We start from the raw sequence: 16141 nt of genomic DNA, 5'->3' as shown, positions 1-16141 counted from the left end.
TCGGTCCGCCCGGGGATTTCGGAACTGTTTGGTTGTCTTTGAGCATCTTTTATAATTCTCTTAGAATTAGAAATATATTTTTGAGCGACCTATTTGTTTCCTATCGGCGCTCGCAGACTCGAACTCACCACCGGTGCGCGCTGGCGCGGCCCTGTGCCGCGCCAATTCGCGCGAGGGACGGCGGCCGCGAACGCGGCCGCCGAGGTTGGGGAGGACGAGGCGCGGTGCTGTGCGGTTGCGGTCTTCATTGGTTCAAGGAGTAGCTAGCTTCTCGTCGGTCTTCGCGGTTCTCCGTCGAGCCCGACGCTGTGAACGAGGCAAACCCGAACGACCGACCCGACGAAGACCGCATCCGCCACCGCAATGCGAACGCGATTTGTCGAGAGAGCTAGCTTCAGGCTTGAACCGATGAAGACCGCAACCGCAACCGCGCCCCCGGACCTCCCGCACCGCTCGCGCCTGTCGGCGCTCGCGGTGCGCGTCCCGTGGTTAGTTCCGCGGTGCGCGTCCCGTGGTTGGTCCCACCGGGCGCGAACCGTTCTTGTCAAGCCGCCGAATTTCCACTACTCTTTTCACGTACCTCCGCGCACGTTGCATCCATACCGCACGCAGGGTCGTCGCGTCGAACGCCGGGCGTTGCGACGGCCCGCACGAACCGCCCGGAGTTCGACCGCACCGACATCCGACTGCACTGACATCCGCCCGCATCGCCACCCGACCGCACCGACCCCTGCGACTCGACCGCCCCCACTCCAAATCCCATGTCCGAGAAGCCGTCACCGCTCGTGCCCGACGACGAACAGTCCCGCGACCGACTCCGCGCCGCGCTGGTGCTGTGTTGCGTCGTCGCGGTCCTGCTCGCGGGTACCGTCGTCCCCGCCGTCTCCGGGGCCGGACTCGGCGGGACGCCGCTCGGGTCGGTCGTCCCGACGCCCAACGTCGACCCCTACGGACCCGCCGACGGCGGCGGCGGTAGCGCCGGAGGTGGGGGAAGCGGCCTCGCCACCGGCGGGTTGGGCGCGCTCAACCCCGGCCAGCAGGCCTCGCTCGGCGGGTCGCTCGCCAGCAACGAGAGCGCCTTCCGGTCGCGGAACGCCGAGACCCACTTCACCGTCCGGAGTTCGGCCGCCTCCTACTGGCGGACCGGCGCGTACGACACCTACACCGGGTCGGGGTGGGAGCAGTCCGGCGACCGCCGACCCTACACCGGACCAATCGAGGGCGAGGGGATTCAGGGCCGGAAGGTCGCCTACCGCGTCACCCTCCAGCGGTCGGCCACCGCCTTGCCGAGCGTCTGGCGCGCGAACGCCCTCTCCCGGACCGGCGCGGACTCGCTGTCGGTCACCGACCAGCGCGCGTTCGTGACCGACGACCCCCTGCCCGCCGGGACGACCTACGCGGGCGTCAGCCACCTCCCGCCGCGCGACCCCGCGGTCCTGAAGACCGCGGGCCGGGACTACCCCGCAGAAATCGAGCGCCGCTACACCGCGCTCCCCGAGGAGACCCGCCAGCGACTCGGGCCGTTCACCGACCGCCTCACCAGCGACGCCGACTCGCCCTACGAGTCGGCCCGGCGAATCGAGTCGTGGCTGGAGTCGAACAAGACCTACTCGCTGAACGTCTCGCAACCCGCGGACGAGGACGTTGCTTCCCAGTTCGTCTTCGAGATGGAGTCGGGCTACTGCGAGTACTTCGCCACCTCGATGGTGGCGATGCTCCGGTCGCAGGGCGTCCCCGCCCGCTACGTCGTGGGCTACTCGACCGGCCAGTCGGTCGGCGCGAACACCTACCGCGTCCGGGCGATGAACGCCCACGCGTGGGTCGAAGTCTACTTCCCCGACGTGGGGTGGGTCCGCTTCGACCCGACCCCCGGCGAACAGCGCCTACAGGCCGAACAGCAGGCGCTCGCCAACCGGACCGACGCCGACGCCGGCGAGTACACCCCCAACGAGTCGGGCAGTCCCGGCGAGCAGTTCTCGGTGAGTGACCCCGAGGAGACGACGACCCGCGAGACCGGAACCGCGACGACGCGGACGGCGACGAGCGACTCCGCACCCGGCGGGTCGAACGCCCGCACCGCGACGACCGCCGGAACCGCGACCGGGAACGGAACCCGGACCGCGACGGGTTCCGGTACTGCGACCGACACCCGCGAGACCACCCGCGGTCCCGGCGGGACCACCGTCACCGCGACGACTGTCGCCGCGACGACCACGACCACCAGCGACGGGACCACCGCGACCGACCCCGGCGAGTCGCGGGGACCCCGGACTCCCTACGAGGTCACGCTCAACCGGACGCCCGTTCCCGGCGCAATCGTCGAAGTCACGGTCCGCGACAACGCCACCCCCGCCGTCGGCGTCCCGGTCTCGTTCAACGGCGAACGCGTCGGCGTCACCGACGATTCCGGAACCGTGGTCGCGCCGGTCCCCTACACCGCCCAACTCAGGGTCGGTCTCGGAACCGACTCCGGCGACACCGCGGCACTCGTCGCACCGCCCGCGCCGACCGCCGCGCCGGGCGCGCCCGCCACGTTCGACGCGCCGATGGCGCTGACCGCGGGACCGCCCGGCGGATTCTCGTCGGGAGCGTCCCTCTCCGGGGCATCTTCCTCCGGCGCGTCCTCTCCCCGAACGTCTTCGTCCCGCGCGCTCCAGTCCGAAAACGGCAGTGACGACGACGGAACCGAGTACGCGCTGGCGACGAACGCCACGCTCATCGTCTCGGGCGAGGTGGCCACCGAGAGCGTCGTGGTCGTGACCGCGACGGTCCGGGACGTGCCGGTCCGGGACGCCGACGTGACCCTCGACGGCGAGTCGGTCGGCACCACCGACCGGAGCGGCCGGGTCCGGGTCGAACTCCCCGAATCGCCCGGAAACGTCACACTCGCGGTCTCCCGCGGGTCGGTCTCGGGCGAGCGCACGCTCACCATCCCGGACCTCGAAGTCACCGCGGACCCCGCCCTACCGGTCGCGCTCCCCGGCACGCCGGTCGAAATCCGCACGACCTACGGCGGCGACCCGCTCGCGAACGCCAACGTCTCCGTCGCGGGCGCGGTCCGGACCACCGACATCGACGGCACCGCCACCGCCACGCTCCCGTTGCGCGACAGCGCCCGAATCCTCGTCTCGGCCCGCGGCCAGACCCGCGTGAGGACCGTCTCGGGGCTGTTCGTCAATCTCGCCGGTCTCCTCGGAGGAATCGCGCTCGCCCTCGGCGTCGTCGTCGTCGCGGCGTCCCGACGAGGAGTCGGCCCGCGGAAACTCCTCGCACTCTTAGGCGGCGCGATTCGGGCGATTCCGGGTCTCGTGGTCGCGGCGCTGTTCGGCGCGGCCGACCGACTCTCGTGGGCGGTCGAAACCGTCGCCGACGCCCTCCGGGAACTCGCGGCTGGCGAGACCACGGTCGGCGAACTCCTCGCCAGACTCCGGGCGTGGCTCCGCGAACGCGAGCAGGCGGTTCGACGCCGGTCCCGCGGCGCGCTCGCTGGCGGTGCGCTCGCAGACGGTTCGGCGTCGGACGCGCCCGACCCCGACGACTACCGGACGCTCCGGGAGGCGTGGGAGTCGTTCCTCCGGTCGGTCTCGGTCCGACGGCCCTCGGCCTCGACGCCCGGCGAACTCGCGGACCACGCGGTCCGCGAGGACGACCTGCCGCCCGGTCCGGTCGTGACGCTCCGGGACGCCTTCCGCGACGTGGAGTACGGCGCGCGCTCGCCCGGCGACCGACTCCCGCAGGTCGAAGAGGCCATCGACGCCATCGAGCGCGCGACCCGACGCCGGACGGCAGAGGGGGACGGGGGCACAGACGGGGACGCAGACCCCGAATCGGGGGGTGACGAGTGATGCGCGCCCGCGTCTTCGGTTCGCTCGGCGCGCTTCTGACGCTCGCGGCGGCCGCAGTCGTCGTCTCACCGAGTCTCGCCGACTCGCTGTCGGCGGTGGTTTCGCCCCTCGAATCGCAGGGACCGAAGCGACTCCTGCTCGTTCTCGGGTCGGCCGTCGGCGCGTACGCGGCGTGGACCGCCCGCGCGAGTCCGCCCGACCGACTCCCGGAAGACGACGCCTCCCTCCGGTTCGCCGACGCGGGCGACCGACCCGAGCGCGTGACCGCGGCCCACCGCACCCGGACCGGCGAGGAGTTCGACGGCCGGGTCGCGGCGGCGTGCGCGGGCGAGGAGGGTGCGCTCCAGCGCGTCCGCGCGACGCTCGCGGACACGGCCGCGAGCGCGCACGCTCGGGCCGCCGACCGCCCGCGCGAGGAGGCCCGCCGCGCGGTCGAGACCGGCGCGTGGACCGACGACCCGACCGCCGCGGCGTTCCTCGCCGAAGAGTCCGGGCCGAAATTCCCGCTTTCGGCCCGCCTCCGGGCGTGGTTGGACCCCGCGGCCGAGCGACGGCGGCGCGTCCGGCGAACCGTCGCGGCGGTGGGTCGTGTGCTTGACGAACAGGAGGGTCCGCGCCCGACGGCGACGGGAGGCGAGCGATGAACCGCGAGCGAGTTCCCCGGTTCCGGGGTGCGCTCGCCGGGACGCTCCTGCTGACCACACTCGGCCTGTTCTACGCCGAACATCGACTGTTCGCGGTCGCGGTCGTCCCGCTGGCGTACGTCGCGTTCGGCGCGCTCTCGTCGCTGTCGGGTGCGGACGAACCTGACATCCGGCGCGAATTCGACGCCGCGCGTCCGCCGCCGGGCGAGGAAGTCGCGGTCACGCTCACGGTCCGCAACGAGGGCGAGTCGGCGCTCGCGGACGTTCGGGTCGTGGACGGCGTGCCCGACGAGTTGGCCGTCGTCTCCGGGTCGCCGCGGGCCGCGGTCGCGCTCCGGCCGGGCGAGGAGGCGACCTGCTCGTACTCGGTGGTCGCCAAGCGCGGCGACTACGACTTCGACGACCCCGCGGTTCGGGTCCGGACCGCCAGCGGGACCGACCGCGCGACGACCGAGATTCCGGCCGCGGGCGAGACGACCCTCTCGTGTTCGCGGTCGGTCTCGGACCCGCCGTTCGGTCGGCCCTCTCTCCGCCGGGTGGGGACCCACACGACCGACTCGGGCGGCGAGGGCGTCGAGTTTCACTCGACCCGCGAGTACCGACCCGGCGACCCCGTGAGTCGCGTCGATTGGCGGCGGTTCGCCAAGACCGGCGACCTCACCACGGTCGAGTTCCGGGAGGAACGGGCGGCCCGGACCGTCGTCGTGGTGGACGCCCGGCCGGTCGCTCGGACGACCCCGAGCGCGGGCTATCCCAACGGCGCGGAGCTTTGCGCGTACGCGGGCGAACGACTATACGACGCGCTGACCGCGGCGAACGTGGCGACCAGCGTCACCGCGGTCGGTCTCGGGGACGGCGACCTGCCGGGCGGACTCCCGGCCGACGGTCTGCCGTGGGCGGCCTCCGACGCCGACGGCGCGAGCGCCCGACTCGTCTTCGAGGCGGTCGGGCGCGCCGCCGACCGGGACGCGCCGACCGAGGTTCCCGGCGACGGGACCAGTCCGACTGAGAGCGTCGGTTCGACCGCGAGTCCCGACCCGGCCACCGCGAGCGCGGACGGCGGGACGCCCGCCGACGCCGGAACCCCGGCGGACTCCGGACCCCGACCGACGCCGGACCGCCGAGGAACTCGGCGGTCCGGCGACTGCTGGCCCGACTGCCCGCCGACGCGCAGGTCGTGGTTGTCTCGCCCGTCCCCGACGACTGGCCGGAGTCGCTGGCCCGGTCGCTGTCGGTCCGGGACCACGAACTCGCGGTCCTGAGTCCCGACGTGACCGGCGGTTGGGCCGACGGGAGCGAGTCGCCCGGCCGAGCGGTCGCCGGGACCCGGCGCACGATTCGACTCTGGGACCTCCGGACGGCGGGCGCGACCGTCGTGGACTGGGACGTGGACGACCCGTTGGGAATCGCCCTCGAACGCTCGCTGAGGACCCTGCTCTGACCATGACTGCATCCGAACTCGACGACGCGACCGACACGGAGACGAACTGGGCACCCACCCGCGCGAGTACCGCGGTGGCGCTGGCGGGCACTGCTGGCGGCGTGGCGGCACTGAGCGCCGCCGCGGGCGTCACGACGGGCGCGGTGGTCGCGGCGGCCGGGGCGACCTGTCTCGCGGTCGCGCTCTGGTTGCTCACGTTCGAGCAGTGGCGCGTGCCCGCGGCGTTCGCGGCGAGTCTACTGCTCGTCCCGGCGGGCGCGGGCGTGGCGACCGGCATCGGCTACGAGTCGCTGGTGGCGTTCGCCGAGTCGTTCCCCGCGGCCTCGAAGACCCGCGTGGTGGGCCAGATACTCCACATCGTCGGCGTGATGGCGGTTCTCTGGGGCAGTACGGTCGGCGTCTTCGGCGCGGCGTCGTCGGTCCGCGGCGTCGCCACCACCCGGTCGGTGTCGCGGTGTCTGCGTCTGGTGACGCGGGTCGCGCTTCTCCCGGCCAACCTCTTTCTCGCGCTGGCGGGCCACGCGCTGGTGACGAACTTCGAACCCGGCGTCTTCGGGGTCGTCGGCGACTTCGTGGCGGCGGCGACCGACTGGTTGCTCGCGCCCGAACCGGGGTCGGTCCACCTGTTCCAGTTCGGCGTGCTGTCGGCGGCGGCGAGTCTCGGGGTCTACCTCGCGCTCCGGGACCTGCCGACGCGCGAACTCGCGGGCGAGGCGTCGGTCGGCGGGGTTCGGGTCGCCGACGCCCTCGACGTGGTTCGGAAGGGTCTGGGCGCGCTGGTCGTTCTCGCGGTGCTGTCGGTGCCGCCTGCGGTCGTCGTGGAGTTCGTCGTCCCCGCGGAGGTGGGCCTGAACATCCTCCCTCCTGCGGGTCACGACCTGTTGGTTGCGCTCACCTCGTCGGCGGGTCTCCGGACCCTGCTGTGGTGGGTCACGCTCGTCTCGGGTGCGCTCGCGGGTGTCGCCACGCTCGTCCGCCGGTCGTCGCGCGCCCGGACCCGCGACCTGCTGGCCGGGTACGCGCCGTTCGCGGCGGGACTGGTGGTCGTCGCTGGCGTGGCGGTCGTCCACCGGCCGGTGTTCGACGCGCTGGTCGGGTTCGTCGCCGGGCGACTCGAACCGCCGCTGTCGGGTCGATTCCGTGACCTCGCGGCCGGAGTCGCGGAGTTCTACGGCACGGAGACGGTGGTCCTCGGCCTGACGGCGGGCGTGCTGGTGCTGGCCGCGGGCGCGGTTTTCGCGCTCTACGTGGCGTTCGCGCTCCGGGCCGTCTCCGACCGCGCGGCGGGTCCGTCGCTGGCGGGCGGCGGCCTGTTCCTCGCGGCGGCGTTCGCGGGGACGCTGGAGACGCCGCTGTGGGTCGTCCTCGGCGGCGTGGTCGCGGCGCTGGTGGTGTGGGACGCCGGGTCGTTCGCCACGACGCTCGGGTCCGAGGTGGGTCGGCGGGCCGAGACCCGCCGGGTCGAGCTGCTCCACGGTCTGACCGCGCTCTCGGTCGGCGGCGCGGCGGCGCTCGCGGCCACGGGACTGGTCGGCGTGGTCCCGACGGGGACGACTTCGAGCGAACTCGGCGGTCTCTCGGTCGCGCTGTTGGGTGCCGTCGGCGGCGTGGTCCTGCTGGTGATGGCGCTTCGGTGAGGCAACTGACCGCGGTGTCGGTAGCCGTCAGACGACCGAGCGACTGGAAGGAGCGAGGGAGTCGGGCGAGGGAGGAAAGCGGGGCGGGGTTCTCGCTGGCGCGATAGTAGCAATGTAGAAGCACACTAAACATAGAAATACAACTTTGAAGCAATTGTATAGTTGTCTTTAGCAAATGAGATAACGCCCGAGAAGCGGTCTCAGAAATCTCCCGTCCGCTCGCTACGTACCGCTACTGCGACCGCCGGAACTGCTAGGAAGAACGTTTCAAAAGCCCCCGCCCGCTCGCCGCCGGAAGACGTTCCTGCTCACTTCGTTGCGCGGGCGTGCGACTTCCGAGGTCTCGTTCACGTCCGTTCACGAGACGGTCGCTCAGTGACATCTCTCCGGTTCGCTTCGCTCACCTTCGAGAGGGGTCACTGAGACGACCACGGTAAACGCGAGCGGGCGGCCCCTTTATCCGCCCGACGGTGGACTGGTTCGCCGAGCGTCTGCTGTCGGTTGGTCGGCCGAGCGTCGTGGACGCTCGGCCCGCAGATTGGCACTGCTTCGGCTATCGCGTGGACGACTTCACCGCGGGCACCTCGATGCGGTCCAGCACGTCCGCGAGGACCTCGCTCCGGTCGGTCCCGCGGACCGTCGCCTCGTCGGTCAGGACGAGTCGGTGCGCGAAGGTGGGTTCGGCGACCCGCTTCACGTCGTCGGGGACGACGTACTCCCGGCCAGCGACGACGGCGCGGGCGCGGGCGGCCTCGAACAGGCGCTGGATGCCCCGCGGGGAGACCCCGACATCCACGCGGTCGTCCGCTCTGGTCGCCCGGCCGAGCGCGACCACGTAGTCCCGAATCTTCCCGTCCACGCGGACGGTTTCGAGGACGCGCTGGATAGCCGGGACCTCCCGACCCTGCATCACCGACTCGACGCTCGGAGCCTTCGCGGTCCGGTCGGCCCGCCGGTCCACGAGTTCTCGCTCGCCGTCGAAGTCCGGGTAGCCCATCGTGGTCTTGACGATGAAGCGGTCGCGCTGGGCCTCCGGGAGTCCGAAGGTGCCCTCCTGTTCGACTGGGTTCTGCGTTGCGAGGACGAAGAAGGGCGTCGGCAGGTCGTGAGTCGTCCCGTCGACCGTGACCTGCCCCTCGCCCATCGCTTCGAGCAGGGCGGCTTGGGTCTTGGGCGGCGCGCGGTTGATTTCGTCGGCCAGCACCACGTTGGCGAAGACGGGACCGGGCGAGAACTCGAACTCGCCGGTGCCCTCGTCGTAGACGTTCGACCCGGTGATGTCGGCGGGCAGGAGGTCGGGCGTGAACTGGATGCGCGAGAACGACAGGCCGAGGGCGTCGGCGAACGACTGGGCGGTCAGGGTCTTGCCGGTGCCCGGCACGTCTTCGAGCAAGACGTGCCCCCGCGCGAGGATGCCGGTGAGAACGGTTTCGAGAAACTCGCGGTCGGCGACGACGGCCGAGTGTACGGCGTCTAAGACGCGCTCGCATCGCTGTGTGGCCGTGGGTTGGTTCATGGTCGAAACTCTCAGCGAGCCATAAAGAAGGTTGGTACTCGGGGCCGGTTTAGCCCCCGCCCGCTCGCGGTCTCGGCTACTCCGCGATGTCGATTGCGGGGCGTCCGGGTTCGGCCTTCCCCGCCAGTTGGCCGTCGGCTTCCTCGGCGCTCCGGACCACTACGTCGGCACCGAACTCTCGTTCGAGCAACCACGCGGCGCGTTCGAGCGCGCCGCGTTCGCGCTCGGGGGGCAGTTGCTCGTCCAGCGCCTCCGACTGGGCGGCGAGGTCCTTGGCGAAGTCGGCGGCGTCCTCGCCCTGCGCTCGGAGTTGGTCGTCGCCCATGACGGTGCCGACGACGTTGCCGTCGGCGTTCATCGCAATCTCGTGGGCGCGGTGCTTCCACTCGGGCGCGACGGCGAGCGTGATGGTCTCGGGGTTCTCGATGCCGACCGTCTCCACGATGTCGCGCACGTCCTCGCGGGTGTTCTCCACGAGTCGGCGCTCGGCGTCGTAGTCCTCGGGCGCGTCGGCGTCGGGCCAGTCGGCCTCGGCCACCAGACCGTCGCGGCCCAGTCGCTCCCAGACCTCCTCGGCGAGGTGGGGCGCGACGGGCGCGAGGAGTTTCACGACCGTCACCAGTCCGCGCTCGAAGGTGTCGGCGTCGGGCGTGGTGTACTCGCGGTAGCGACGCAACAGCGAAATCGTCTCGCGGACCGCTTGGAGCGCGTGGTTGAACCGGAAGTCCTCGTACTCCGTGGTGGCGGTGGCGATAGTCGCGTCTATCTCCCGCGAGACGTACTCCCCGACCGACGAGTCGTCGCCGGACTCGCCCGCCGTGACCTCGCCGTCGGCGAACTCGTCGGCGAGTCGGTAGACGTTCTGGAGGAAGTTGTTCGCCGAGTGGACGCCCTCGGCGCTCCACGCGAACTCCTTCTCGGGTTGGGCCGCCTCCATGATGAACAGGCGGGCGGTGTCGGCACCGTACTCGTCGATGATGCGCTGGGGAGAGACGCCGTTACCGAGACTCTTGGACATCTTGTTGCCGTCCTCGCCCAGCACCATCCCTTGGTTGGTCAGGTCGGTGAACGGTTCGCGGACCCCTTCCAGCAGTTCGAAGTCGTCCAGCACCTTCGTGAAGAACCGGGCGTACAGCAGGTGCATCACGGCGTGTTCGATGCCCCCGACGTACTGGTCCACCGGCATCCAGTCGCTCGCTCGGTCGGCGTCGAACGGCGCGTCTTCGAGGTCCGGCGAGACGTACCGCAGGAAGTACCACGACGAGTCTACGAACGTGTCCATCGTGTCGGTCTCGCGGACCGCCTCGCCGCCGCAGTCGGGACAATCGACGTGCTTCCACTCCTCGGCGGCGTCCAGCGGGTTACCCGTGGTGTGGACGAACTCGGGGAGTTCGACCGGCAGGTCCTCGTCGGGGACCGGGACGTAGCCACAGTCGTCGCACCGAATCATCGGGATGGGGGTGCCCCAGTAGCGCTGGCGCGAGATGCCCCAGTCCCGGAGTTTGTACTCGGTTCGGTGTTCGCCGTCGAACTCCTCGACGAACTGCTCGCGGGCCTCCTCGCTGGTCAGGCCGTCGAACTCGCCGCTGTTGACCAGCACCCCGTCGGGCGTGTAGGCGTCCTCCTGCACGTCCACGTCCTCGGGGTCGGTCTCGGCTTCCGGGGACGGTTCCACGACTTGCTCGATGGGGATGTCGTGGGCTTCTGCGAACTCGTGGTCCCGGTCGTCGTGGCCGGGCACCGCGTACAGCGCGCCGGTCCCCACGTCGGTCAGCACGTAGTCGGCGACGTAGACCGGAATCTCCTCGCCGGTCGCGGGGTTGACGGCGTACTCGCCGGTGAACACGCCGGAAGTCACGTCCAAGTCGTCCTCGTCGGCGTGTTCGGCCTCGTGGATGTACTCGGCCACTTCGTCGTTCTCTTCGGCGATTTCTTGGGCGACGGGGTGGCCGGGCGCGAGCGAGAAGAACGTCGCACCGTGGATGGTGTCGAGTCGGGTCGTGAAGATGTCCACGTCGCCGTAGCCCGGAATCTCGAAGGACACGCTGTCGCCCTCCTGACGCCCTATCCAGTTGCGTTGCATCTCCCGGACGTTGGCGGGCCATCCTTCCAACTCGTCCAGCGCCGCCAGCAGTTCGTCGGCGTAGTCGGTGATGGTGAAGAACCACTGGTCCATCTCGCGCTGTTCGATGGGGGTGTCACATCGCCAGCAGAGTTCGGCCTCGCCCTCCACCTGCTCGTCGGCCAGCACCGTCTCGCAGGAGGGACACCAGTTGAGTTCGGCGCTCTGGCGTTCCACGAGGTCCTCGTCCAAGAACTGCTTGAACAGCCACTGGTTCCACCGGTAGTAGTCGGGGTCGCAGGTCGTCACCTCGCGCTCCCAGTCGTAGCCAAAGCCCATCGCCTGCAGTTGCTCTTTCATCGAGTCGATGCACTTCATCGTCCAGTCGCGGGGGTTGGTGTCGCGCTCCTCGGCGGCGTTCTCGGCGGGCAGGCCGAACGAGTCCCACCCCATCGGGTGGAGGACGCTCTCGCCGCGGAGTCGCTCGAACCGGGCGTAGGCGTCGGTAATCGTGTAGTTTCGGACGTGTCCCATGTGGAGGTTCCCGGAGGTGTAGGGGAACATGGCGAGGACGTACTCGGGGTCCTCGGCGCTGTCGGGGATTCGGAACACGTCGGCGTCGTCCCACTCGCGTTGCCACTTCGGTTCGACCTCGGTGTGGTCGAACCCTCGTTCGCGTTGGTTTCCGGAACTGGTAGTCATTATATGGAAATACGGGCGACCGCGATACAATAGCTTTGCCTTCTGTCAGTCGTCTACCCGACCGTCTAGACCGTCATCCCCTTGCTCCCGAGGACCGAACTGCCGCCATGCGCAGAGTCGGTCTCCGCGTTCTGATGGCACTCGTAGGTCTCGCGCTACTGGTCGTCTACGCGGGCGTCGCGTACCTCGGCTACCGACTGCTCGTGGCCGTCTGGTTCGCGCGTGCCGACCTGCTGGAGGTCGTCGTCTGGACGACCGGACTCACGATTCTGCTGGGTTATCTCAGCTACCGGTTCGGCACGGCGCAACTGCTCGCGCGCGTGGACGCGGCCGACCTCCCGCGGAATCGCGCGCCCGGGGTTCACGCCCGACTCGACCGACTCGCCGAGGCGATGGACGCGGGCCGACCCCGACTGCTGGTCGGTCGAATCGGCGCACCGAACGCGATGGCGCTGGCCGGGAGCGGCGGCGTGGTCGTCCTCGACAGGTCGCTGTTCTACCTGCTGACGGCCGACGAAATCGAGGGGTTGCTCGCCCACGAACTCGCCCACCTCGAAAGCCGGGACGGTCTCGTCCAGACGCTGGCCTACAGCGCCGGGCAGTCGCTGGTCTGGGTCGTCGTCGCGCTTGCGCTCCCGTTCGTCCTCGTCGGGTCGGGCCTGCGCCGGGCGTTCGACTGGATTTGGGGTCGCCCGCCCGAAGACGCCTTCGCTCCGGTCGCGGCGCTCCGCCGCCGCGTCGGACAGGTCGTGATGGTCGGGTTCGTCGCGCTCACGCTGGTCTTGCTCGCGCACTCGCGCAGGCGTGAGTACGCCGCGGACGACCGCGCGGCCGCGGTCACGGGTGACCCCCTCGCGCTGGCGCGTGCGCTCCGGAAGATAGAGCGCGCGACGAAGCCACGCTTCGGCATGACCTCGCCGCTCTACGTCCGCGGCGACGAGGACGGCACGCTGACGCGCCTGCTCTCGACTCATCCGGAGATGGACGACCGCATCGACCGACTGGTCGCGCGCGCCGACCGCGACCGGGATTCGGGCGGCCGGGGGTCGGTCTCCATCGAGATTCGGTAGGTTCAGGGCCGATACCGGTCGGACGAGAAGGGCGCGACGGTCGCGGTCCGCTGTGCGACCCACGCGAGTCGGAGGACGAACGCGAACAGGATTGCCAGCGGCCCGAACCCGACGACGACCCCGACTGCGACGACGGCGTAGACGGCGAGCGCCGGGACCGTCACCGCGCCGAGCGCGTTGTAGAACACCAACGCGAGACCGTCCACGACGATTGCGGGGACCCCGACGTACAGCAGGACCCGCGAGAGGTAGGCCAGTTCCTTCTGGACGTACACCGTCTTGAAGTAGTTTCGCGCCACGTCGATTTGGAGCAGGTGAGTCTGAAGCGCGTCGAGTACGTCGTCTACCTCCGCCGACACCGAGTCGCCGAACTCGTCGCGGACCGCGGCTATCTCCTGTAGTTGGCTGGCGTGGTTGGTCGCTATCGTCGCCGCGACGACGCTGAATACGCCGTCGTCGGCGTCGAGCGTGCGATTGACCAGTTCCACGTCGTCCGACAGCGACGAGACGAGGACTCCGAGGCGCTCGCGCAACGCGTCGTCCGCGAGGGTCGCGGCCTCGTCGAGTCGGTAAGCCCTCGACTCGACGCGTTCGTGGAGAAAGCGCAGGAACCGGGCGGGCGACTTCGGCGTGACGCCCGTCTCGGCCGAGTTCGCGCGAGAGGACGAGTTGGTTGATGGAGAGAACGACGGTGACGAGCGTCAGGTTGCCCGTGACGAGCGAACTGAACAGGAAGTATATCGGACTCTCCGACCGGACCGCGGCGAACCCGAACGACCACACGAGCGCGAGCAGTGCCGCCGAGATTCCCGCGAGGACGCCGCCCGCGACGACCAACCGGTCGCCCTCCACGAGAAGCCAGTCCGTCGCTCGGTCGGTCCGGCGTCCACTCTCGCCCTCGGCGTCTAACGTCGTCGCAGTGGCGTCCCGACCGGACTGCTCGGACACGCACGCCAGTAGGCCACCAACCGGCAAAAGCCGTTGGGCGGGGACAGGGCCGAAAGCGGTCGGCCGTGTGCTTATTCCCCCTCGATACCGTAGGCGGTATCATGAGACGGCGAACGTTCCTGAGCGCAGTGAGCGCCGTCGGGGTGGGCGGACTCGCAGGTTGCGGTGCCCCGAGCGGTGGTACCGAGACGGAGACGACTGCCGGTGGCGACACGACGACGGAGGACGGGACGACGGAAGGCGGTGGCGGAGACGGGACGACCACTGCGGGCGGACAAGGGGCGCAGGGCGGCGGGTCGATTGCGATGGTCACGGAGGGGAGCGAGTACTACTTCGACCCCATCGGACTGTTCGTGGAACCCGGAACCACCGTCGAGTGGGTCAACGAGTCGGGCGCACACTCCTCGACGGCGTACGCCGAGGGGACCGGCGGCGCGAGCGTGACCCGGATTCCGTCGGACGCAGAGCCGTGGAACAGCGAAATCATCTCCGAGCAAGGGGGGACGTTCAGCTACACGTTCGAGGTGTCGGGCACCTACGACTACTTCTGCATCCCGCACAAGGCCCTCGGGATGGTGGGTCGAGTCGTCTGCGGGGAACCCGGCGGTCCCGCGGAGGGGAGCATGCCGCCGGACGGCGACGTGCCCGAGAGTCAGGCCATCGTGGACCGAGGGACGATTTCCTACGAGGAGTTCGCCAGCGGGTAGCGGCTATCGGACCGTTCGGGCGGTAGACGACTCGGCAGTGGTCGATTCAGCGGTCGGACCGCTCGCTCAGCGCCTGTTCGCGCGCGGCGGAGAAAGAGTCGAAGCGGTCGTAGTAGGTCCGAAGCGAGTAGTCGCCGCGTTCGCGCACGTCTTCGGTCGTCGGGGCTTCGCCGAGTTCGTCGGCGAGGTTCCGGAGGTCCGCCAGTAACTCTTCTTCCGAGACGTTCTGGCGACTGCCGTCCAAGTTGGCTTCCGTGAGCGCCTCTCGCCACGACCCGAACCGACGGTGGTAGGTCACGGGCGCGTACTCGCCGCGTTCGTCCATCTCGGCCGCCTTCGGCGCGCGTCCGAGTTCGTCGGCGAGGCGCTCGATTTCCCGGAGGAGTTCGGTCTCCGAGATGCCGTCGTTGGTGTCGAGCATCGCTTCCTGTAGCGCGTTCGACCAACTGCCGAATCGGAGTTGGTAGGTGCGATTCGAGTACTGGCCGCGCTCGGTCATATCGCGTTGCGTCGGGGGCTTGCCGAGTTCGGTGTAGAGTCGCTGGAGTTCCGCCAGCAGTTCCCGGTCGGGGATGCGCTTGCTCCCCATCTCCTCGGGGTCGAGTCCGGCGGACTCCAGTGCCTCGTTCCAGCCCCCGAAGACTTCTTGATAGCGCTTCGGCGCGTACTGACCCTCTTCGTACATGTCAACTACTGTGGGTGTCTTGCCCAGTCGGGCGGCCAGCGACTGAAGCGCGGACCGAAGCGTCTCTGGAGAGACTTGCTGGCTCATCTATTTTTAGATACGTATGCCCTGTCTTAAATTTGAGCGTTCCCGTAATCGTCAGTTTTATAACGAATGATTCCTCTTAACTTTCGAGAGGGTATCAGATTCTATAATCGTATTTTCAGGTAAAGAAGTATTTATATAGGGGGCCTACGAACGGGCCAAATAAGCACGTGTCACCGAGAGAGAAGTGCCGGACTGGGGCGAATTTGGCGGCCCCCCGCCGACGAGTTTCCCTTACTCGTCGGGTCTCATAAAGGGTCTGGCCACTTCTCACCGATGATAACGTGCGGGAAAACGGAGACATACGAAACATGAACATCAAAGCACTTTTCGAAGACGACGGTGCGGTCTCGCCGGTCATCGGCGTCATCCTCATGGTGGCGATTACGGTGATTCTGGCGGCCGTGATTGGAACGTTCGTCCTCGGTCTCGGCGACCGAGTGAGTCAGGCCAGTCCGAACTCGCAGTTCACCTTCGAGTACGCAGACAACGCGAGCGACCAAGCAGGCGCGACGGCCGACTACGTGAACATCACCCACGACGGCGGTGACGGCGTGGAAAGTAGCCAGCTAAAGATTAGCGTCGATGGCGTGACCGCGTGGGACGAGAGCGGAATCAAGAGCAGTAACGGCTTCGCAGAACAGTCCGGTTGGTCCGGGAAGCTAACTGCTGGAGCCCAGATTTCCATCTACGACGACGCGGACGCTAAAATCGAGGACGGTCAAGCAGTGAAGGTCATCTGGACGGCCTCCGGCAGCGACAAGACCGCCGTCATCGGCGAATCCGAGGTCTCGCTCTAA

The 16141-nt window shown here is 69.2% G+C and carries 11 protein-coding genes and 1 pseudogene; 8 read left to right on the top strand and 4 right to left on the bottom strand.

Annotation, left to right across the window (positions count from 1 at the left end):
* The first annotated feature begins 761 nt into the window (after nt 1-761).
* From P2T60_RS07170 to P2T60_RS07150, 5 genes are read left to right on the top strand one after another with little or no spacing between them, the layout of a single operon-like run.
* Nucleotides 762-3845, top strand: a complete 3084-nt coding sequence (locus tag P2T60_RS07170) for a transglutaminaseTgpA domain-containing protein (protein ID WP_276281864.1) — start codon at nt 762-764, stop codon at nt 3843-3845.
* A complete protein-coding gene (locus P2T60_RS07165) occupies nt 3845-4489 on the top strand; it encodes a DUF7269 family protein (RefSeq protein WP_276281863.1) in 645 nt (214 codons plus the stop codon). The genes P2T60_RS07170 and P2T60_RS07165 overlap by 1 nt, the downstream gene beginning before the upstream one ends.
* Complete coding sequence (locus P2T60_RS07160; RefSeq protein ID WP_276281862.1) at nt 4486-5751, top strand: DUF58 domain-containing protein; 1266 nt, start codon at nt 4486-4488, stop codon at nt 5749-5751. Before P2T60_RS07165 ends, P2T60_RS07160 begins: the two co-directional genes overlap by 4 nt.
* Complete coding sequence (locus tag P2T60_RS07155; protein WP_276281861.1) at nt 5667-5930, top strand: hypothetical protein; 264 nt, start codon at nt 5667-5669, stop codon at nt 5928-5930. The genes P2T60_RS07160 and P2T60_RS07155 overlap by 85 nt, the downstream gene beginning before the upstream one ends.
* Before the next feature lie 2 nt (nt 5931-5932).
* On the top strand, nt 5933-7567 hold the full coding sequence (locus P2T60_RS07150; protein WP_276281860.1) for a DUF7519 family protein: 1635 nt from the start codon (nt 5933-5935) through the stop codon (nt 7565-7567).
* 553 nt (nt 7568-8120) lie between these two features.
* Here P2T60_RS07150 and P2T60_RS07145 read toward each other — a convergent pair.
* Both P2T60_RS07145 and leuS read right to left on the bottom strand, forming a co-directional pair.
* On the bottom strand, nt 8121-9083 hold the full coding sequence (locus P2T60_RS07145; protein WP_276281859.1) for an AAA family ATPase: 963 nt from the start codon (nt 9081-9083) through the stop codon (nt 8121-8123).
* Nucleotides 9084-9159: 76 nt separating this feature from the next.
* Nucleotides 9160-11847: a leucine--tRNA ligase gene (gene leuS / locus P2T60_RS07140; protein WP_276281858.1), complete on the bottom strand. Its 2688-nt coding sequence runs from the start codon at nt 11845-11847 to the stop codon at nt 9160-9162.
* A 134-nt stretch (nt 11848-11981) separates the two neighbouring features.
* On the opposite strand from leuS, the gene P2T60_RS07135 reads away from it, so the two are divergent.
* Complete coding sequence (locus P2T60_RS07135; protein WP_276281857.1) at nt 11982-12917, top strand: M48 family metallopeptidase; 936 nt, start codon at nt 11982-11984, stop codon at nt 12915-12917.
* Between the two features lie 2 nt (nt 12918-12919).
* Here the strand turns inward: P2T60_RS07135 and P2T60_RS21965 are convergent.
* A pseudogene (locus P2T60_RS21965) lies at nt 12920-13769 on the bottom strand (DUF7972 family membrane protein).
* 197 nt (nt 13770-13966) lie between these two features.
* Here P2T60_RS21965 and P2T60_RS07120 point away from each other — a divergent pair.
* Entirely contained in the window at nt 13967-14572 is a 606-nt protein-coding gene (locus tag P2T60_RS07120) for a plastocyanin/azurin family copper-binding protein (protein WP_276281854.1), read from the top strand.
* A 46-nt stretch (nt 14573-14618) separates the two neighbouring features.
* Here P2T60_RS07120 and P2T60_RS07115 read toward each other — a convergent pair whose 3' ends face one another.
* Nucleotides 14619-15344, bottom strand: coding sequence for a homing endonuclease associated repeat-containing protein (locus P2T60_RS07115; protein ID WP_276281853.1), 726 nt, complete (start codon nt 15342-15344; stop codon nt 14619-14621).
* Nucleotides 15345-15652: 308 nt separating this feature from the next.
* On the opposite strand from P2T60_RS07115, the gene P2T60_RS07110 reads away from it, so the two are divergent.
* Nucleotides 15653-16141: a type IV pilin N-terminal domain-containing protein gene (locus P2T60_RS07110; protein ID WP_276281852.1), complete on the top strand. Its 489-nt coding sequence runs from the start codon at nt 15653-15655 to the stop codon at nt 16139-16141.

It is taken from the genome of Halorussus caseinilyticus (assembly GCF_029338395.1).
Classification (GTDB): domain Archaea; phylum Halobacteriota; class Halobacteria; order Halobacteriales; family Haladaptataceae; genus Halorussus; species Halorussus caseinilyticus.
Note: the sequence above shows the minus strand (reverse complement) of the source record. Positions and strands in the feature narration are given on the sequence as shown.

Coding starts and splice junctions, on each gene's coding strand:
- P2T60_RS07170 (WP_276281864.1), top strand. CDS start 762: ATGTCCGAGAAGCCGTCACCGCTCGTGCCCGACGACGAACAGTCCCGC.
- P2T60_RS07165 (WP_276281863.1), top strand. CDS start 3,845: ATGCGCGCCCGCGTCTTCGGTTCGCTCGGCGCGCTTCTGACGCTCGCG.
- P2T60_RS07160 (WP_276281862.1), top strand. CDS start 4,486: ATGAACCGCGAGCGAGTTCCCCGGTTCCGGGGTGCGCTCGCCGGGACG.
- P2T60_RS07150 (WP_276281860.1), top strand. CDS start 5,933: ATGACTGCATCCGAACTCGACGACGCGACCGACACGGAGACGAACTGG.
- P2T60_RS07145 (WP_276281859.1), bottom strand. CDS start 9,083: ATGAACCAACCCACGGCCACACAGCGATGCGAGCGCGTCTTAGACGCC.
- leuS (WP_276281858.1), bottom strand. CDS start 11,847: ATGACTACCAGTTCCGGAAACCAACGCGAACGAGGGTTCGACCACACC.
- P2T60_RS07135 (WP_276281857.1), top strand. CDS start 11,982: ATGGCACTCGTAGGTCTCGCGCTACTGGTCGTCTACGCGGGCGTCGCG.
- P2T60_RS07120 (WP_276281854.1), top strand. CDS start 13,967: ATGAGACGGCGAACGTTCCTGAGCGCAGTGAGCGCCGTCGGGGTGGGC.
- P2T60_RS07115 (WP_276281853.1), bottom strand. CDS start 15,344: ATGAGCCAGCAAGTCTCTCCAGAGACGCTTCGGTCCGCGCTTCAGTCG.
- P2T60_RS07110 (WP_276281852.1), top strand. CDS start 15,653: ATGAACATCAAAGCACTTTTCGAAGACGACGGTGCGGTCTCGCCGGTC.